Here is a 19,701-nt window from a genome sequence, read left to right on the forward strand (position 1 = left end):
TTTGGAACAAAACTTTTCCTATTGGGAGCGTACAGCGTTTATTGATAATGCCGATGTAATTATCATCGGCAGCGGCATTGTAGGCCTGAGCGCGGCCCTGCATTTGAAAACCCGCGAACCAAATTTAAAAGTCCTGGTGCTGGAGCGGGGCTTTCTACCCAGCGGCGCAAGCACAAAAAACGCCGGATTTGCTTGTTTTGGCACCGTTTCCGAGCAGCTATCGTCCTTAACACACTCCTCCGAAGAAGAGGTAGCCCGGTTAGTAAACTACAAATGGCGGGGCTTGCAGCGCCTAAGGCAAAACCTTGGCGATGAGAATATTGATTACCATCAGCACGGCGGCCACGAACTATTTATTCAGGGCGAAGAAAGTTATGCCGATGAATGCATCGGGAAGATAGACTACCTGAATAATTTGTTAAAGAACGCCATTAACGGGCATGACATTTATTCATTAGCGAATGAAAAAATTACAGGTTTTGGCATTGGCGGCGTAAGCCGGATGATTTACAACCCCTTTGAGGGGCAAATACATACTGGTAAAATGATGCGCACTCTCCTTAATAAATGCTACCAAAAGGATGTGGTGGTTTTAAACAACTGCGCAACAACCTCGGTGACACACGAAGATGACCATATCCAAGTGAACACATCACATGGAGCCTTTAAAGCAGCTAAAGTAATATTGGCGACCAACGCTTTTGCCAGCCAGTTATTTCCCGAACTTAAAGTTATCCCCGGGCGCGGGCAGGTATTGGTTACCAAGCCTATCCCCGGATTAAAATTGCAGGGCACTTATCATTTTAACGAAGGGTATTACTACTTCCGCAATATTGATGGGCGGGTACTGTTTGGGGGAGGGCGCAATCTTAATTTTGCTGCCGAAGAAACCGCTGAGTTCGGCCATACGGATGCCGTGAAGCAAAGCTTAGTAAAGTATCTCAACGAAGTTATCCTTCCCGGGCAAAATGCAGAAATTGATTACTGGTGGAGCGGTATTATGGGTTTTGGGGAAGACATTAGCCCTATTGTAAAACAGGTGGAGCCAAACATCTACTGCGCGGTACGCTGCAACGGAATGGGTGTGGCCATGGGCAGTCTGGTAGGCGAAGAAGTCGCCGATCTGTTGCTGAATAGCTGATCAGAATCCCTTTTTGCGGGTGATGCCCACCTTGCGGGCGCGCGGTGCCGGCTCGGGAACATCAACTTCATCGGCGCCATAGCGGCGGGCCATTTTGGAGATGCGCTCCTCCATGGTTTCGGTAGTTAATTTTTCGCGGCCAAGGCTATCTACCATTATCGGGAACGCGAAGGGTGTAGGGCGCTCTATGGTTTTTAAAACAATGCTTTGCGTGGCGATGCGCTGCAAGGCCGCCCGCAATCTAAATTCTTCCAATTGGAAAGCCAAAGCCTCGTTGTAAGCTTGGCGCACCAATAAATTATCCGGCTCGTACTCGTTAAACACTTCAAACAGCAACGACGTGGAGGCCTGTAAATGCTTGTTTTTCATGGGTTGGCCAGGGTAGCCTGTAAACACCAGCCCCCCGATGTGAGCAATATCACGGAAACGACGGCGAGTCATTTCGTTGGCGTTGAGGCTGTTTTGGATGTCTTCTATCAGGTTGTTGATAGAGAAGAAATCGGTATCTTCCAAGGCTTGTTCGATCGGGATATCCTCATCCGCCAACAGTTCAAAGCCATAATCATTCATGGCGATGGAGAAGCTGGCTGGTTTTATTTTGGAGATGCGGAAGGCCAGTAAACTCGCCATGCCCTCGTGCACCAGTCTGCCCTCGAAAGGGTAAAAAAGTAAATGGTGCCCCTCGCGGGATTTGAACGACTCTATTAAAAATTCATGGCTTTGTGGCAAATGCGATAACTTACTTTGCAGATCGAACAATGGCTTCAGGGCTTTCACCTCTATATCCGCTTCTACCCCATGCGCCACTTCGTCCAGCTTGTCACGGAAAACAGCAGAGAGTTGCGAGGAAAGCGGCATCCGCCCGCCCGCCCAGCTGGGTATCAGGCCCTTGGTTTTGGTAGATTTTTTTACGTAGGCCGTCATTTCTTTTACCTTGATAAACTCCAGGCTGCGCCCCGCAAACCAAAACGTATTACCCGGTTTTAGTTTCGATATAAAGCCCTCTTCCAGCGTACCCAGGCTGCCGCCGCTAAGCCATTTTACCCGGATGCTGAGCTCGCTGGTAATGGTACCGATGCTAAGGCGGTGCCGCATGGCTACCCGGCGGTTATTCACTTTAAATAAGCCGTTCTCGACCTCAACCTTTAAAAACTCGTCGTATTGGGCAAGGGTTTTGCCACCGTTGGTAATAAAATCAAGCAGTTGGTTAAACTCGTCACGCCTCAGATCGGCAAAGGCAAAGGTTGATTTTACTTCTTTATATAATTCATCTGCCCTAAAACCTTCCGAAACGGCCAGCGTAACCATGTATTGAATCAGCACATCCATGGTGAGCAGCATCGGATCGCGGCTTTCAAATAAGCCGTTTTTAATCGCTTGTTTAAGCGCAGCCCCCTCCAGTAACTCCAAAGAATGGGTAGGCACAAAATAGGCCTTAGAGATAGCGCCGGGGGCGTGCCCGCTTCGCCCGGCACGCTGCATAAAACGGGCAACACCTTTAGGGCTGCCCACTTGTACGACGGTATCCACCGGCCTGAAATCCACGCCAAGGTCCAGGCTGGATGTACATACCACCACTTTTAGCGCTTCGGCATGGAGGGCCTGTTCCACCCAGTTGCGCAGCTCGTTATCCAGCGAGCCGTGGTGCATGGCCATAATGCCAGCGTACTCGGGATAATTATCAATAATAGCATGGTACCAGATCTCCGCCTGCGAGCGGGTGTTGGTAAATATCAGCGTGGTCTTGCTTTTGGCTACTATCTTCATCACCTGTGGCAGCAATTTTACGCCGATATGCCCCGCCCAGGAGTAATTCTCTATATTCTCGGGTATCACAGATTCTATCACCAGCTTTTTAATAATATTGGCCCGCACCATGCGGATCTGTTCCGGCGGAAAATCATTCCCAAGCAAAACCTCGGCGGCCTGCTCCAGGTTGCCAATGGTGGCAGAGATACCCCAAACTCTTAGTTGTGAGTTGTGAGTGGTGAGTGGTGAGTGGTTGCCTGCTTGGTTCTCTTCCGCTTTTTGGTTTGCGCTTAGGGCTTTCAGCTTGCTCAGCCCAAGTTCTACCTGTACGCCGCGTTTGGTGCCTAATAGTTCGTGCCACTCATCGCACACCATTACCTGCAGGCCGGAGAATACCTTTGGATATTCTTTTTGGGCGAGCATCAGGTGCAAACTTTCGGGGGTAGTGAGCAGTACTTCGGGCAGTTTTCTTTTGAGGGCGGCTTTCTCTGCTGCGGAGGTGTCTCCGGTGCGCGTCATGATGCGCCAGGGAAGGCCGATCTCGTCGCAGGTTTCCTGCATCGCCTTGCGGATATCGTTGGTGAGCGCCCTCAGGGGTGTTATCCAAAGCATCAGCAGGCCATTATTGCTTTTTGTAGTATAGGTATCGGGATGCTTATTAATAAAATCGGCCAGGAAGGGCAGGAACAAGGCAAAGGTTTTACCGCTGCCCGTAGGCGCGTTCAGCAAGCCCGAAAAGCCCGACAAATAGGCTTCCTCCATTTCTTTTTGAAACGGGAACTGCTTCCATGCCTTTTGCTTGTACCATTGCTGAATTACCTGCTGCCCTTTTGTTGCCATGCCCTTATTATACAACGCAAATTGGAATAAGTTGCGTTGGTATCAAAGTACCGGGGCTTTTATTTATACTGTTTCAGTTAGCCGGTTCTATCGAGAGCCTTCTCTCTATCGGGCGTGTTATACAAATGCTCTGGTATTTCGGCAAGGGTTGATGGATGCACCTGTTCGCCCAGCCCATAAAATTGCTGAAAACTCATGATAAGCGGTTTCCATGTGTCGGGGTCTACGTGATTGGGGTGGCCGTCCATTAATATCGACTCATCCAGGTAAACGCGTTTTATCAGCAATTCAAAAGTTAGAATCTTCCCACGCATATCGGCGTCGTGTTCGGCAAGGCCGTGTACTGCTTCAACCACTGCCTCCATTTGCACCGGGCATTCGTTAACTCTTGGTGCCTGCACGGTTTCTGATGTTTGTTTGGTTAAGCCCGCAAGTTCAAACTTGTCCTGGTGATACCGGTAGCCCTTTTGCACTTTACCGATGGGAACCGGGTTGCTGCCCGTGGTTTTGGCCAGCAAATTAACCGCGCCTGCTTGGTGTACCGATGGGAGGTTTAATACGCACTCCCTTGTACGTAATAGGTTTTGTGTTGTTTTAGAGGCCGCCGCCAGGCCGATGATACAACGCCAACCCAACCAGAAAATGGACGACATGGGCGCGAGATTATCTGTTTGGTTTTCGTTTTTTGTGCTGACAAGCACTACCGGCGTGCCGAAGTACAAGATAGATGTTTGACTTTTAATATGCATACTTTGATTTTATAAAACAAAAGTAGTACAGCCGTTACCAGGAGGGAACCCGATTCTTGCTGAGTATGTCTCTAACAAAAGGCGGGTTTTATAGTTATAAGTAAAGGGTTCAACAAAAAGATTAAAAGGGATGAAGCGCTATACATGTTTGACGATACTTTTTGCAATGCTGTTCGCTGTAGCGTGCAAGCAAAAAGGCAGCGACGCAGTGGGCAACGAGACCCCCAACCTGCCGGACACTACGGAGGTGAAAGCCATCCCCGCCGAACAGCTGATTAGCCCTGGTGAAAGCATAGGGCATATTAAACTGGAGGGCAGCGCCGATTCGGTAATGCAGCTACTTGGCCGCCCGGATACAGGCGACGCGGCCATGGGCAGCCAGTTGGCCACCTGGTATGCCGACCATGATACTGCCGGTTATCAAACCAGTATTTTTAGTCGCCGGGATATGGGCGGCAAGGACGAGCCGGTTAGCCGCATCAAAAAAATACTGGTGACCTCGCCATGGTTTAAAACGGGTGAGTATATCAGTACAGGCAATAACATAAAAGATATTGGCAAGTATTACACGCTTAAGGAAGGCAACGGTTATAAAAGAAATGGCCGAAGCATTAAAATATATACTGACATGGCGAAAGGGATTTCGTTTGAAATAGATGAGAACGGTAAATGCGTGAGTATATTGGTACATAAACCCAACTCCGCAGCGGATACTTATTTGAATATGCACTAAGCATTAAAACTATAAAACAAGCAAGGCCTGATTTATCGCCGGGCCTTGCTTGTTTTTATTAATAACGGAGCTTATTTTTTCTCCGGCATTAATATAAGTTTCACCAGGTTGGTGGTGTTTAAATATTTAGCAGCGGTTTGTTTGGTGCTTTCCACAGTGATCTGCTCCAGGCTGCTCACGTGCTTTAAAATGTCGTCTGGATTTTGGCCGTTTTGTGACGCACCACCAAGATATCCGGCCCAAAATACATTTTCCTTTAACTGAACCTGTGTAGAGCGAGCCTCTTCGGCAACGAATTTTTGTATGTCGGCCGGGGTTGCGCCATTCAATTTAAGTTTGCTTATCTCGTCCATAGTGGCAGCTATCAGTTTATCAACATTGGCGCTGCCGCAGGTGAAGTAAATGGTTGCCGTGTACCTGCCCGATGGAATTTTAGCGTAAGAGATCCTTACACCCGGCGCATAAACACCGCTTTCCTGTTCGCGCAGGCGCTCGGTAAGCTTAATGTTCATCACCTCTTCCAATGCATCCAGTTGGATGTTGTTGGTTTCGTTGTACTCGTAAGTGCCGCTAAATACCATCTGTACGGTGGCTTTATCATCAAGGCCCTTGTAAACCGTTTTGGTTAACTGCCCTGCAGGCGGGTGGATGCCCAGGTCTTTATATTTTTCTTTTTTGTTTGTTGATGGAAGCGAGCCCAGGTACGATTCGATGTATGGTTTTAAAACCTCTATATCAAAGTTGCCCACAAAAGTGAAGGTAAAGCCGCTTGCATCGGCAAAACGGTCTTTGTAAAAATTATAGGCCTTATCTAAGCTGGCCGAGTTTAAATTAGCCAGCGTGGTAACCATCGACCGCATATTATAATTGCTCAGCACGGCAGAAACGGTGTCTTGGTAAACGCTTCCCGGGTCCAGCCCACGGTTAGTGAGGATAGAACGTGTTTGGCTGATATTACCTTTCCAGATATCCTCATCCTTGCGAGGCTGGGTAAAGTAAAGGTTGATCAGCTGCATAGCCGTTTCAAAATCTTTTGGCGATGTGTTGGCGCTGATGCCCTGTGTAATATCGCTTATGTAGGTGTTTACGCTTACGTTTTTACCGGCAAGCATTTTATCAAGCTGGCCTTGGTTAAAATCGGCAATGCCGCTGCCGCCTATAATTGGGGCAGCCAAGTTAGCCGACGTGAAATCCTGGTCGCTGGCTAATGAGGTGCCGCCAAAGCTATAACCATTTACCATGATCTGGTCGTTTTTAAACTTAGTTGGTTTTAAGATCGCCTTTAAGCCATTCTCCAAAACCAATGTGGTAGTTCCTATGGCCTCGTCTGTTGTTTCGCTTACAATTTTACCGCGGGCAGGCGTTTTTTCCATCAATGGCCTGCTGGTAACATTATCCACATAAGCGGTTACGCCGGTACCGGCGGTGCTTATCCAGCCTAATATTGTTTTTTCGTTGGGTAGCTTATCCTTGTCTTTCTCCGGGCCTTCTATTATAATAACACGGTTTTGATCGCTGATGAACTGGCCCGCCAAAACGTTCATATCGGCAGTGCCAATTTTGTTAATGTTGGTTGCAATGTAATTGTACTCAAACTCAATACCGGGGATGGCTTCGCCGGATAAAAAGTTTTTGCTGTAATCGCGCACAAAATTTGCCGAGTTGGTTTTGTCGCGCTCGTTATAAGCGTTTTGTACCTGTACCAAAACGGCTTGTTTAGCCCGTTCCAGTTCGGTTAGTGTAAACCCAAATTTGCGGGCGCGCTCGGTTTCGGCAACCATTGTTTTTACAGCGTTTTCCAGGTCGCCGGGTTTGGCTATCACTACCGAAGAAAAGGCATCTTGCTTGGCAAGTAACGACGCGTAGCTCGCCCTTGCGTATAAATACGGAGGCTCGGGCTTTTGCAATAATTCGTTTAGCCTTTCGCTCATCATGTAATTAAACAGGTTGATGCGGAGGCTGCGCATATAAGTTGTTGTGTTGGTAACCGTAGCCTGAGGGTGCTTCACAATAATTTGCGCAAGTGTGTAAGGGAACTCCTTATCCGTAGCAATTTTAACTACCGTGCCGGGGGTTGATGGTACGGTAAACGCAGCGCGCGGTTTTTCGCCGGCCGGGTTGGTTAACAACGAAAATTTATTTTTAATGATCTCTTCAACCACTTTTACATCAAAATCGCCCACGGCAATAATCGCCTGCAGGTCTGGCCGGTACCAATCGTGGTAAAAGCTTTTTATGGTTTCAGCGTTAAATGTTTTTAGTACGCTCTCTTGCCCAATTGGCAAGCGCGATGCATATTTGGAATTATTAAGGATAACCGGCAATGTTTGCAGGCTAAGGCGCTCCTGCGCGTTTTTACCACGCAGACGGGCCTCTTCTAAAACAACGCCGCGCTCCTTATCAATTTCGGCAGCGTCAAAGCTTACGTAGCCCGCCCAGTTGGCCAATATATTAAAGCCATTGGTGAACACGGAGGCGCTATCGGTAGGTAAAGGCAGCTGGTAAACGGTTTCATCGAAAGAGGTGTAAGCGTTAAGATCGGCGCCAAACTTTACACCCGATTTTTGCAGGTAGTTAACCAGCTCGTTCTTTGGATAATCGCGCGTGCCGTTGAAGGCCATGTGCTCGGTAAAGTGGGCCAGGCCTTGCTGGGCATCAGTTTCTAATATAGAACCGGTTTTTACCACAAGATAAAGCTCGGCGCGATTTTTGGGCTGTTCGTTATGGCGAATGTAGTAAGTTAAGCCATTTGGCAGTTTACCTATAAGCACGTTCGGGTCTGTTGGCAACAGGGACGGGCGTACCTGCAAAGCAGCTGCAACAGGTTTTGTTTTTGGCGATGGAGTGGGCTTTCTTTTAACCTGTGCAACAGTACTTGTTGTAGCAATTGCAAGTGCTATTAAGGTTACAGAAAAATTTCTATTAAAGTTCATAAATCAATTAAGAATGAGAATGCTAAGATGCAAAACGAAAGAGGTAGTTACAAATTGTTTTCGGGCTTAATTACAGTAGGAATGGAAGCAAATACTGTGGTCATCGGAACAGGTTCAAATATTTAAAAACGGGGCAATATTATGCCCTTGCGATAGTTTAAGTAGTGGTTTTGTCACATTGTTTTATTTAGCCGGACTTATAAAAATTGATAATTGAATTAGGCATCAACGGTTTAATAATATAAATTTGCAATCGAATAATTAATATCAACACTATGTCGCATCACGAAGAAGAGAAAAACTTTGATTACGTATATTACCTGGTTGCATTACTTAGCGGTGCTTTTGTGGGCGCAATTGTAGATCGTGGCTTTATATGGATACCTGTAGGCGCTATACTTGGCTTGCTTTCCGCTGGGTTATTTATTAAGGTTTTGGTTAGTGGCCGTGAAGAGGTCTGATAGCAGCCTCCCCTCATTTATACAAAACTGGAACCAGTTTTACGGCGTTGTGCTTGTATGGCTGGTTTTTTTGATTTTTATCTTCTGGCTCATTACACGTTCTTTTGAATGAGCTTAACCGACTGGATAGTTCTTGGCTGCACGCTGCTTGCCATCGTTGTTTACGGTGTTTTTAAAAGCGGAAGTAACAAGGACATAGGCCAATACCTGGGCAGCCGCTCGTTACCCTGGTACCATGTAGGTTTATCGGTAATGGCTACGCAAGCCAGCGCCATTACCTTCCTCTCGGCACCCGGGCAAGCTTACAGCGACGGGATGCGCTTTGTGCAATTCTATTTCGGGCTGCCGCTGGCCATGATCGTGCTGTGCATTACTTTCGTCCCCATTTTTCATAAACTTAAAGTTTATACCGCGTACGAATTTTTAGAAACCCGGTTCGATTTGAAGACCCGCACGCTTACGTCTATGTTGTTTTTAGTACAGCGGGGCTTATCTACAGGGATCACTATTTACGCGCCATCTATTATTCTGTCGGGCATACTGCATGTCAACATTACCTACACCACCTTATTTATTGGCGGGCTGGTTTTGTTTTACACCGTTTATGGCGGGAGCAAGGCGGTATCCTACACCCAGTTACTACAGATGACCATCATTTTCTCGGGAATGTTTTTGGCAGGACTATTTGTAGTGATGCTGATGCCATCTGATGTTGGGTTTATCAAGTCTATTAAAATGGCAGGCAACCTGGGGCGGATGAACGTTATAGACTGGAAGTTCGACCCCAACAGCCGCTATAACATCTGGAGCGGCGTTATCGGCGGCTTCTTTTTACAGCTGGCCTATTTTGGTACCGACCAAAGCCAGGTGGGGCGTTACCTTACCGGTTGTTCGGTAGAGCATAGCCGCCTTGGGCTTATTATGAACGGGATGCTAAAGATCCCGATGCAGTTTTTGATACTGCTGGTTGGCGTGCTGGTGTTTAGCTTTTACCAGTTTAACCGCCCGCCGGTTTTCTTTAACAATTACGAGGTGGAGCAGGTGAAGAAAAGCAGCTATGCCCCGCAGTTTGACCAGTTAGAAGAGCAGTACAACAAAACCTTTGAGCAGCGAAAAATAAAAGCCGATAACCTGGCCAAAGCACTGGATAGCGATGATGCCGGGCAGATAAACAAAGCAAAAACAGAATTAAGCAACCTCAATAACGAAGCGGGTAAGATCCGCACCGATGCCATTGCCGTTATTAAAAAGAACAACGACAAGGCCAATACCGATGACACCAACTACGTGTTTCTCACCTTTGTTACCCACTATTTACCAAAGGGGTTAATTGGGCTGCTTATAGCGGTGATATTTTTAGCGTCGATGGGTTCAACGGCAAGCGGGCTCAACTCGCTGGCATCTACCACCGCGGTTGATTTTTATAAGCGTATCATCAGCCCAGGGGCATCCGATAAAAGCTATGTAAATGCACTGCGCCTGGCCACCGTATTTTGGGGTCTGGTGTGTATTGGTATGGCCCTTTACGCCAGCAAAATTGGTAACCTGCTGGAGGCTGTTAACCAGTTAGGGTCGTATATTTATGGTACAATTTTGGGCGTATTTGTGGTAGCTTTTTATTTAAAAAAGATAAAGGGCACCCCGGTATTTATAGCCGCTATAGTTACCGAAGCCATTGTTTGCTATATGGGCTATAAAAACACAGTGGCTTATTTGTGGCTAAACCCAATTGGTTGTATTGTGGTGATTATAATTGCAGCAATTTTAAATATCTTTATCAAGCCCAAACAAGCCGCAATTAATTAAGATTATGCAATCCCCGCCCGTTCAATTCCCAAAAAAACTTTACGGGCTTGATCATTTGCGTGCCTTTGCCATCTGCTACGTTTTAATTTATCATTACCGCCTTTTCGGCCACCCGAACTGGGTGCCTGTAATTGGCGGCTTCGGTTGGACGGGCGTTGACCTGTTTTTTGTACTAAGCGGTTTCCTCATCTCCTCGCACCTTTTTGCCGAGCTATCTAAAACAGGCACCATATCTTTAAAAGCATATTTCATCAAGCGTTCTTTCCGCATTTTGCCGGCGTACCTGTTTATTGTGGCGGTTTATTTTTTAGTGCCGGCATACCATGAGCGGGAAACCTTATCGCCGCTGTGGCGCTTTCTTACATTCACCAAAAACTTTGGGATGGATACCCGGGTGGAGGGAACGTTTTCGCACTCATGGTCGCTTTGTGTGGAGGAACAATTTTACCTGGTATTGCCATTGGCGCTGCTTGCGCTGGCTTGTTACAAAGCAGGCAAAAAGGGTCTGCTGCTTTTGATGGCGATATTTTTAGCTGGCTTCGTGATTAGGTGGTATGGCTGGCAACTCATAGCGCCTTATGCCAATACCGATGCATTTAGTGCCGTATTCCGCACCTATATTTATTACCCCACCTATAACCGGCTCGATCCATTGCTGGTTGGGATTGCGGTATCGGCCCTTTATCATTACCGTCCGCCTTGGTTCGCAAAAATAGGCAAAGCATCCAATTGGCTTTTGCCCTTAGGGCTGTTAGTGTTAATTGGCGCGTATTATTTAAATATGGACGAGACTAATATAAAGGCAACTATATTTGGTTTCCCGGCAGTAGCTTTTGGTTATGGCATATTGGTTATGGCAGCTGTACATCCCGTAAGTGTTTTATATAAATACCGCTGGGCGGTAACAGAAAAGATCGCCGCCTTATCTTACAGCCTTTATCTGTCGCACAAGGGATTGATGCCTCTAACCCAGCGTTTATTAAAACCTTATGGCTTCGACCCCAATAGCAACATCACGATGCTGATCTGTTTTATTGTGGTAATAGCAGCCGCTGTGTTGCTACATGTTGTAGTAGAGAAACCCTTTTTGAGAATGCGCGACAGGGTTTTGGAGCGGAAAACAGAGGCTCTCATAGAGACGCAAAAGTTTGCATCTCTATGAGAATCCATTTAAAACCAAAAAGGCGCGAATTATCGCGCCTCCTTAGAGATATCTTTTAAAACTACGGTTTAGTTTTTTGCCTGGGTTATCACTGCTTCGTTTAGCCTAACGTACTCATCGTCTTTTGTTGCTTTTGCAATCTTAACGCCTTCCTGGGCGGTGGCGATAGCTTTTGCCTTATCACCCATTTTTAGCTGGATGCGGGCCTTCCATAGTTTGTACCATGGGCCATTTGGCTCCATTTTTTCGGCTTCTAAGGCCCATTGCATGGCTTTATTCAGGTCTTTATCGTTCTCGTAAAAATATTGTATAGCGTTAAAATAAGGGCGGTTTGCTTTTTCGCCCTGCATTAGTTTTTCTATGTTGGCAGTTATCTGCGCGTCATCATCGGTTTGCAGATGGATGGGTACAGCAGTATGGTCCCAAACAATATAAAAATCGGTGGATTTTGTGGTGGAGTTTGCAAACTGCATGGTGCAGGTTTCTCTTTTCTCATCAACCTTACGTGGTTTTACTTTAACACGCAACAGGTCATCTTCCTGCTTGTAGCTATAGGCACCCCATTGTTTTGCTGTTTTGTTAAGGATGATGGTCCACTCGTTTTCACCGGGAATGCTGAACAATGCGTAGGTTCCGGCCGGTACTTTTACACCTTCGAAAATTACACTTTCGCTAAGGATGATGGTGGTTGCAGCGTTTGCGCCGGTGCGCCAAACTTCGCCATACGGGTTTATGCCGCCAAATATTTTACGGCCTTTTACATTTGGCCTGGAGTAGGTAACGGTTATTTTGCCCAGGCCAAAATCCTGAATGATGGTTTGAGTAGAGCTGGCCTCTGGGATGCGGGGCGGTTCTTGTGCAAATAAACTGGCGGAGGTACAACACGCCAGCATGATGGCAAAGAGGTATAAAAACGGTTTCTTCATCAGATCGGTAAAATTTAGCACTAAGGTAATAATTGTTAAATGAATTTTTAATGAAATAGCTGCTAAGGGCTTGCATGCAAAAAGTGTTAAAAAATAAAAGCCCCCCAGACTTGCTCCGGGGGACTTTCAACCTAAACCTTATCACAATTAACCGGCAGATAGCCGGTCCGTGTTATATATTACAAATACTATACCAAACCTTATTTGGTGTTTAAGCGTATTTTATTTGTTACTTAACGCTGTATATAATGTTGATATATAGTGCGCTATTTAATGTAGTTGCTACAGTTGTTGTACATCTTGTCAGAAAAAACGTACACGGTTGTAAGCAATTAGTGTTGTTTTGCATTCTGTTTTCTGCGCAGGTATGCATCTAAAAGGAACAAGCCCATCACCAGATCGAAAAATAGGAAGCCCTTTAGCACGCCGCCCGAAAAGAAACTTTTTACATGATTGCTGTCCAATTGCTCGGGCATTTTTATGTTAACGTCGAAGCGGCCATTGCCGGAGGGCATGCTCCAGTTAAGTGTACTCAATGCGAATATCACCAGGATAGCTATGGTTATAATAAAGAATGCGGCTATGCCCCAAATAATACGCTTATTTATAGCCGCTTTAAGGGGCTTCAAGGCGTTTGCTGTACGGATGGTTTCCATCACATTGTAGGTGAATGCCATCGACGGTTCATCCATTTCCATGGTGCTGAATTCCTGGTTCAGTTTTAGCAACTCATTGTATTTAATGCGGTAAGCCTCATCCTGCGCAATAAGCGCGGTTATGGCCTGCTGTTCCGCGGGGGTACAGGAGCCATCAATGTAGTTCCAAAGTTGTTCTTCTATACTGTTCATATCAGTTCTTTAACTTCGTGTTTTAAATTACGCTCCAGCCGTTCTTTTAAACGCTGGCGCGCCCTAAATAGTTTTACCTTAACGGTATTGGCCTCCATTCCCAGGGCCTGTGCAATTTCTTCGAGCGATTGCTCGCCTTTATAAAAAAGCGTAATGATGGTTGCATCATCGGGCAATAGTTGTGCTATGGCCTGGTTGAGGTAAAAAGACCTCGATTTGTTTTCGATGTTGTTGATATCATACGCGCTTGGTTTATGCTCTATCTGTATATAGCTTTCATCATCATCTATCGATGAGGTATCTATCCGTTTTTTCCGCAGAAAGGTCATGGCCGTGGTATATACAATACTGTACAGCCATGTACTAAACTTGCTTTGCTGCTGAAAGCTTGATAAGGAGCGATACGCCTTTATAAAACAATCCTGGGCTATCTCCTCCGCATCTTCGCGCCCTTTTGCAAAACGCATAGCCAATGTAAACACAAAGCGCTGGTGCCGTTTAACCAGGTCGGCATAGGCCGATTGGTTCCCCGCCAGGGTTTGTTCTATCAATTCGATATCGGAAAGCTTGTTTTGCATATTATACAACCTCTCTGACTACATGGCCCGCGATTAGGTTACACCTTAATTTCGAATGTTGAGTGTTCAATTTCGAATTTGCTTTTTATACGTTGATAATAAGATGCCCTACTTCGAATAGCTATATAAAGGTAAGTATATAATATATAGCATGGCGAAATTCGAAATTGAACACTCAACATCCGAAATTATTTTTCTTAGTGGGTGTAACCTTGTTAAAAAACGTGTGGTCATAGCATACAAATACACCGTAGTGGTGGGTTTGAAAACAAAAAATACACACTTATTTAAATTTATAGTATTATGGAAGGAATTTTGGTCCCAATATTAATTTCCCTTGGGCTTTTCGCAATGATCTTCGGAATTGTTTACGTTAGAAACCGCGAACGTATGGCAATGATTGAACGCGGCATGGATCCCCGCAACTACAAGGCACAACCAGCGCCATATCAAAACCTAAAATGGGGTTTGTTACTTATCGGTGCGGGTGTAGGATTGTTTTTAGCATTCCTTTTAGACCGCACCGTATTTGAAGCTACCCGCGACGAAAACGCAGCCATCTACTTTGGCCTGATAGCTATCTTCGGCGGTTTAGGTTTGGTGCTTTCTTACCGCATTGAGAAAAAAGAGCTTTACAACAACGAAAAAGAGTAAGCTTGTAAAAACTTTACACATGGAAGGGGGTAGCGTTTACGTTACCCCTTTTTTTGGTTTATAAATATTTTTCCTTCAATATCCGTAGGTGGTGCAGTTCGTGCCCGGAAGTCATGTAAATAAGCGCCCTTACCGTTAAATAATTTCCGCTGGCGGTGCCGTTGCGGTTGATCTGCTCTTCGGTGAAATTGCGGAACACGTACAGGTTTGATTGACGGGTCATACGGAACTCATCCGCCAGGTCCTGCAAACGGCGGCTGTTATAATCAGTATTGTTTACATATGTATCCTGGTCGAAACCCGGCAGTGTTACCTGCTCGCGCGAGAAGCAAAACGCCCGAAAAGCGAACACCCGCTCGGTATCTATCATGTGCCCCAAAACTTGCTTAACGGTCCATTTGCCTTCGGCGTAGGCATAAAGCGCTTTCTCTGACGGCAAATTGCTGAACAAGTTGTGGGTTTCTGCTATCGAATTGGCTAATAATTGCATTACATCGGCACCTTGGGATACCATGTTTACATACGTACCCGCAAATACAGGGTATTCGTTAGGTTGTGGCCTTGCTATCATCTGTTAAACTTTTTAATACTATCCTGAAGGTTGTGCCCTTGCCCAGCTCCGAGTCGCGCACAAAAATTTGTCCGTTGTGGTAGTTTTGTATCATGCGCTTGGTGAGCGAAAGGCCCAGCCCCCAGCCGCGTTTGCGGGTAGTGTACCCCGGCTGAAATACGGTCTCGAACTTAGAACGCGGGATACCCTTGCCGGTATCAGACACATCAATATAAATTTGCTTTTTGGCGCGGCTACCACTGATATTTACCTTGATGCTGCCTGTGCTATCAATGGCGTTTACCGCGTTTTTCAGCAGATTTTCTAGTACCCAATCAAACAAAGGTATATTAAGCCCGGCCAGCAGGCGCCGGTTACCGGTAAGTTCGAAACTTATCTTATCACTCACCCGCACCCTGAAATAATCTACATAATCTTTTACCACATCATAAACCGGCTGGGTTTCCAGTTTTGGTACCGAACCTATTTTGGAGAAGCGATCGGCAACTATCTCTAACCGCTTTACGTCGTTCTCCATCTCCGCCAGCAGCGGGTCGTCCTCGGCGTTAAATTTATCTTTTATCAGTTCTATCCATGCCATTAAGGATGATATGGGCGTACCCAGCTGGTGGGCCGTTTCTTTAGCCAATCCAACCCAAACCTGGTCCTGTTCAGATTTGCGGGAAGAGCTGAATGCTGTATAAGCCACCATTAAAAATATGGCTATTACCGATAGCTGGATGTACGGGAATATTTTTAGCTGCGTAAGCAGGGGCGAATCTTTATAATAAACAAGCCAGCGCTCGTTTAAAACGGTAAGCTGGATAGGTTCGTGCTGGCTTTTCATGTACTCCAGCTCGTCTTTAAAATATTGCAGATCGTATTTTTGGTGCTTTGCTTTCAGATCTTCGGGGTCCAGCTTATTAAAGGTTCTGGTAGTGTCCAGGCCGCGGGTGAGCTGAAATTCACCCTGGGAGTTAACCACGAGGGATGGCACCACCGAGCTGTCCCGAACAGCCAAAACGTAATTCAGGAAATCGTTATCGTCTGACGATAGCATTTGCCTTATACTCATGGCCCATACCTGCGCACGCGTACGTTCAGATTTAGCTATGTTTTTTACCAAATAGCTGGTGTAAAGCAGCGACCCGCTGGCAATAACAACGGCAAAAGCAAGCAGCGAATATTTCCAGGTTCGTTTTTGTTGGTATGGGTTCATTTAATAAGTCCGTGGTCCAGGAAGTCCGTAAGGCCCGGAGAAGCGGCAAATTACACAAAATGTTTTTATTGTGGAGAGAGTACGTAGCTGAGCCAAATTGTTTATTCTCGCTTGCAGAGTGCATTCACCCCGGCTACACTCCGTTGGCCGACCCTCTCTGCTGCGCAAAGAGGGTTAAAAAGAAAACAAGCTCCCTTCTTTGCGCAGCAGAGAGGGGTTAGGGGTGAGTCCACTCGCCAGGCGGTGCGCGCAATTGCTCAGCCCTATCCCCTCAGCGTCAAAAATCCCTTAACCTTTTGCACTATAATACTAAACCCTATCTTTGCCCAGCTATGTCTGAGAAAAAAGTAAGAGTTCGTTTTGCGCCAAGCCCTACAGGTGGTTTACACCTTGGTGGTGTGCGTACCGTATTGTTTAATTATCTGTTTGCCAAAAAACACGGCGGTGATTTTGTTTTACGTATTGAAGATACCGACCAGAGCCGTTACGTAGAGGGCGCAGAAAAGTACATAGCCGATTGCCTGGCCTGGTGCGGCCTCGTTCCTGATGAAAGCCCCTCGGTAGGTGGGCAATACGCGCCATACCGCCAAAGCGAGCGCAAGGTAATTTACCGCGAATACGCCGAACGGCTGGTATCACAAGGACATGCCTATTATGCTTTTGATACGACTGAAGAATTGGATGCCAAACGCAAGGAAGTGCCCAACTTTCAATACGGCCATACGCACCGCAGCGGCCTGCGTAATTCGCTTACCCTGCCTTTGCAGGAAGTAGAAGCCCTGTTGCATAATGGCACGCCGCATGTTATCCGTATAAAAATGCCTGATAACGAAACCATCAGCTTTCATGACATGATCCGTGGCTATGTAAGCTTTGAGACTGGCTTGGTAGACGATAAAGTGTTATTAAAGGCCGACGGCATGCCTACCTATCACTTAGCCGTAGTGGTAGATGACTACCTGATGAAGATCTCCCACGCTTTCCGCGGTGAGGAGTGGTTGCCATCGGCACCGGTACACCTGTTGTTATGGGAGTATTTGGGCTGGAAAGAAGATATGCCAAAGTGGGCGCACTTGCCTTTGATACTAAAACCCGACGGGCACGGCAAACTGAGCAAGCGCGATGGTGCACGCCTGGGTTTCCCGGTATATGCCATGAACTGGTACGACGCTAAAACAGACGAGCACACACCGGGCTTCCGCGAGCTGGGCTTTTTGCCAGGCGCGTTTTTAAATCTGCTGGCCATGCTCGGATGGAACGATGGCACCGGACAGGAAATATTCACGCTGGAAGAGCTGATAGAAAAATTCTCTATCGAGCGCATCAGCAAGGCGGGTGCTAAATTTGACTTTGAAAAAGCAAAATGGTACAACGCCGAATGGATAAAGAATGCACCTGCAGAAAAATTAAAGGTAAAAGTAGCCGAAGTGTTAACCGCCAAAGGTGTAACGATTAATAAAGAAGCTTACCTGCTGAAAATAATTGACGTGGTGAAGGACCGTTGCGTATTGCTGACTGATTTTTATCAGCAGGCATCATACTTTTTCCAGTGCCCCAAGGAATACGATATCAACTCCGTTAAACCAAAATGGACCGACGTTAAAACGGATTTCTTCAATCAGCTGAAAGATAATTTTAGCCACTCGGATACCTTTGAACCGGCCGACCTGGAAGCCCGCTTTAAAGCCCTGGCCGAGGAAAAAGGACTGAAACTTGGCGATGTGATGCTGCCCTTCCGCATTATGCTGGTAGGTGGCAAGTTTGGCCCGCATGTATTTGATATCGCCGCTTTGCTGGGCGAATCGGAAACATTGAAACGGATAGACAAGGCGCTGGCGGCGTTTGCCCCCCCCGCCCCCTGAAGGGGGAGCTTTTGAAAAGCATATTTGTAGAGGCCCGATACTTCGCATATCGCACTTAACCAAAATTTATTCGTATTATTGGGATACACCTCATCCCGAAATATCATGAACAAAAAATATATAAAAAGCATCGGTAGCCTACTGATGCTTTTTTGCGTTACAGCCACCTTGGCACAAAAGGCCGATTCGGTTAAGTATATAAAAGCGGGCCGTTTTGTTGATGTAGAAAAGGGCCGGGTGCTTGCCAACCAGGTGATATGGATTGACCACGACACCATTAAGGCTGTTGGCAGCACTATTGTTATACCGGCCGGGGCTAAGGTAATCGACCTGAGCGGTGCCACTGTAATGCCCGGCCTGATAGATTGCCACACCCACCTCACTTCGCAGCCCGGAGAAAACTACTACGAAGATATCTTCCGCAAAACACCGGTTGATATGGCCATTGTTGCCCCTGTTTTCGCTAAACGAACTTTAGAAGCAGGTTTTACCACCTGCCGCGATGTTGGTGCCTCGGCTTTTGTAGATGTTGCCTTGCGTAACGCTATCAACCGGGGTGACATCCCCGGCCCTCGCTTGTTAGTGGCCACCCTGTTTATTGGCAGCACGGGCAGCCACGGCGACCTAAATGGTTTTTCGCCTTATATAGAATGGGTTGGGCCTAAACAAATGAGTGGCGTTGCCAATGGCGTGGAAGGTGTGCGTGCCCAGGTGCGTTACAACATTAAGTACGGTGCAGAGGTAATAAAATTTGGCGCGAGCGCTGGTGTGTTAAGCGAGGAAACCAGCGTGGGCGCACCACAGTTTACGCAGGAAGAAATGAATGCTATTGTTGATGAAGCGCATCTTTGGGGTTTAAGGGCCTGTGCACATGCGCATGGCACTATCGCTATAAAAATGGCGGTTAAAGCAGGCGTCGCGTCTATTGAGCATGGCAGTTTGCTGGATGATGAGGCCATCGCTTTAATGAAAGAGCACGGCACTTACCTGGTAGCCGATATTTATGATGATGATTATATCCTGAGTGATTACGCTAAACATGGCACACCCGAAAAGATCATCGCCAAAGAAAGATTAGTAGGCCGCGAACAACGTTTAAGTTACCAACGCGCTGTAAATGCGGGTGTTAAAATCGCTTTCGGTACCGATGCCGGCGTGTATCCCCATGGCTGGAATGGCAAGCAATTCAGATACATGGTGAAATTTGGCTTATCGCCTATGCAGGCCATCCAATCGGCCACTATAAGCGCTGCTGATCTGCTGGGCTGGAAAACCAAAGTTGGTTCCATTGCCCCCGGTAAATTCGCCGACCTGATAGCCGTGAAGAACGATCCGCTGGCAGATATCACCGCCCTGGAAAACGTACCCTTTGTAATGAAAGGCGGCGAAGTGGTTAAGAATGAGTTAGGGGTGAAATAAAAAGATGAAAAACAGCATCATTGCGAGCGAAGCACGGCAATGATGAGGTGTAGGCAATTTCCCGTTCCCGC

General features: G+C 46.7%; 16 protein-coding genes. 8 read left to right on the plus strand and 8 right to left on the minus strand.

The window, feature by feature from the left end; translation table 11 throughout:
- Position 1: 1 nt before the first annotated feature.
- Complete coding sequence (locus EPL05_RS10940; RefSeq protein WP_128534000.1) at positions 2 to 1,141, plus strand: NAD(P)/FAD-dependent oxidoreductase; 1,140 nt, start codon at positions 2 to 4, stop codon at positions 1,139 to 1,141.
- Here EPL05_RS10940 and EPL05_RS10945 read toward each other — a convergent pair whose 3' ends face one another.
- Together EPL05_RS10945 and EPL05_RS10950 are read right to left on the minus strand one after the other, a co-directional pair.
- Positions 1,142 to 3,730, minus strand: coding sequence for a ligase-associated DNA damage response DEXH box helicase (locus EPL05_RS10945; protein WP_128534001.1), 2,589 nt, complete (start codon positions 3,728 to 3,730; stop codon positions 1,142 to 1,144).
- Between the two features lie 77 nt (positions 3,731 to 3,807).
- Positions 3,808 to 4,479, minus strand: a complete 672-nt coding sequence (locus EPL05_RS10950; RefSeq protein WP_128534002.1) for a flavin reductase family protein — start codon at positions 4,477 to 4,479, stop codon at positions 3,808 to 3,810.
- Positions 4,480 to 4,609: 130 nt separating this feature from the next.
- Here EPL05_RS10950 and EPL05_RS10955 point away from each other — a divergent pair, with 130 nt between their 5' ends.
- A complete protein-coding gene (locus tag EPL05_RS10955; RefSeq protein ID WP_128534003.1) occupies positions 4,610 to 5,212 on the plus strand; it encodes a hypothetical protein in 603 nt (200 codons plus the stop codon).
- A 71-nt stretch (positions 5,213 to 5,283) separates the two neighbouring features.
- On the opposite strand, the gene EPL05_RS10960 is transcribed toward EPL05_RS10955, so the two are convergent.
- On the minus strand, positions 5,284 to 8,145 hold the full coding sequence (locus EPL05_RS10960; RefSeq protein WP_128534004.1) for a M16 family metallopeptidase: 2,862 nt from the start codon (positions 8,143 to 8,145) through the stop codon (positions 5,284 to 5,286).
- 275 nt (positions 8,146 to 8,420) lie between these two features.
- Here EPL05_RS10960 and EPL05_RS10965 point away from each other — a divergent pair, with 275 nt between their 5' ends.
- From EPL05_RS10965 to EPL05_RS10975, 3 genes are all read left to right on the plus strand, one after another.
- Positions 8,421 to 8,606 (plus strand): hypothetical protein, encoded by a 186-nt coding sequence (locus EPL05_RS10965; protein ID WP_128534005.1) that lies wholly within the window; start codon positions 8,421 to 8,423, stop codon positions 8,604 to 8,606.
- A gap of 108 nt (positions 8,607 to 8,714) precedes the next feature.
- Complete coding sequence (locus tag EPL05_RS10970; protein ID WP_128534006.1) at positions 8,715 to 10,412, plus strand: sodium:solute symporter; 1,698 nt, start codon at positions 8,715 to 8,717, stop codon at positions 10,410 to 10,412.
- A gap of 4 nt (positions 10,413 to 10,416) precedes the next feature.
- The gene (locus EPL05_RS10975) at positions 10,417 to 11,574 is read left to right on the plus strand and encodes an acyltransferase family protein (protein ID WP_128534007.1); all 1,158 of its coding nucleotides are present in this window, start codon (positions 10,417 to 10,419) and stop codon (positions 11,572 to 11,574) included.
- Between the two features lie 68 nt (positions 11,575 to 11,642).
- Here EPL05_RS10975 and EPL05_RS10980 read toward each other — a convergent pair whose 3' ends face one another.
- The 3 genes from EPL05_RS10980 to EPL05_RS10990 form a co-directional block, all read right to left on the minus strand.
- Positions 11,643 to 12,500: a DUF2911 domain-containing protein gene (locus tag EPL05_RS10980; protein WP_128534008.1), complete on the minus strand. Its 858-nt coding sequence runs from the start codon at positions 12,498 to 12,500 to the stop codon at positions 11,643 to 11,645.
- Between the two features lie 332 nt (positions 12,501 to 12,832).
- Positions 12,833 to 13,348: an anti-sigma factor family protein gene (locus EPL05_RS10985; RefSeq protein ID WP_128534009.1), complete on the minus strand. Its 516-nt coding sequence runs from the start codon at positions 13,346 to 13,348 to the stop codon at positions 12,833 to 12,835.
- On the minus strand, positions 13,345 to 13,926 hold the full coding sequence (locus tag EPL05_RS10990) for an RNA polymerase sigma factor (protein ID WP_128534010.1): 582 nt from the start codon (positions 13,924 to 13,926) through the stop codon (positions 13,345 to 13,347). The genes EPL05_RS10985 and EPL05_RS10990 overlap by 4 nt, the downstream gene beginning before the upstream one ends.
- Positions 13,927 to 14,229: 303 nt before the next feature.
- On the opposite strand from EPL05_RS10990, the gene EPL05_RS10995 reads away from it, so the two are divergent.
- Positions 14,230 to 14,580, plus strand: a complete 351-nt coding sequence (locus tag EPL05_RS10995) for a DUF6249 domain-containing protein (RefSeq protein WP_128534011.1) — start codon at positions 14,230 to 14,232, stop codon at positions 14,578 to 14,580.
- 58 nt (positions 14,581 to 14,638) lie between these two features.
- Here the strand turns inward: EPL05_RS10995 and EPL05_RS11000 are convergent, their stop codons facing one another.
- A complete protein-coding gene (locus tag EPL05_RS11000) occupies positions 14,639 to 15,151 on the minus strand; it encodes a DinB family protein (RefSeq protein ID WP_128534012.1) in 513 nt (170 codons plus the stop codon).
- A complete protein-coding gene (locus tag EPL05_RS11005) occupies positions 15,129 to 16,349 on the minus strand; it encodes a sensor histidine kinase (protein WP_128534013.1) in 1,221 nt (406 codons plus the stop codon). Before EPL05_RS11005 ends, EPL05_RS11000 begins: the two co-directional genes overlap by 23 nt.
- 332 nt (positions 16,350 to 16,681) lie before the next feature.
- Here EPL05_RS11005 and gltX point away from each other — a divergent pair, with 332 nt between their 5' ends.
- Both gltX and EPL05_RS11015 read left to right on the plus strand, forming a co-directional pair.
- Positions 16,682 to 18,211 carry a glutamate--tRNA ligase gene (gltX, locus tag EPL05_RS11010; protein ID WP_128534014.1) on the plus strand — a complete coding sequence of 510 codons (1,530 nt, stop codon included), beginning with the start codon at positions 16,682 to 16,684 and terminating at the stop codon, positions 18,209 to 18,211.
- Between the two features lie 105 nt (positions 18,212 to 18,316).
- Positions 18,317 to 19,630, plus strand: a complete 1,314-nt coding sequence (locus EPL05_RS11015) for a Xaa-Pro dipeptidase (protein ID WP_128534015.1) — start codon at positions 18,317 to 18,319, stop codon at positions 19,628 to 19,630.
- Positions 19,631 to 19,701 lie beyond the last annotated feature (71 nt).

The sequence above is a fragment of the Mucilaginibacter gilvus genome (assembly GCF_004054195.1).
Lineage (GTDB): Bacteria > Bacteroidota > Bacteroidia > Sphingobacteriales > Sphingobacteriaceae > Mucilaginibacter > Mucilaginibacter gilvus.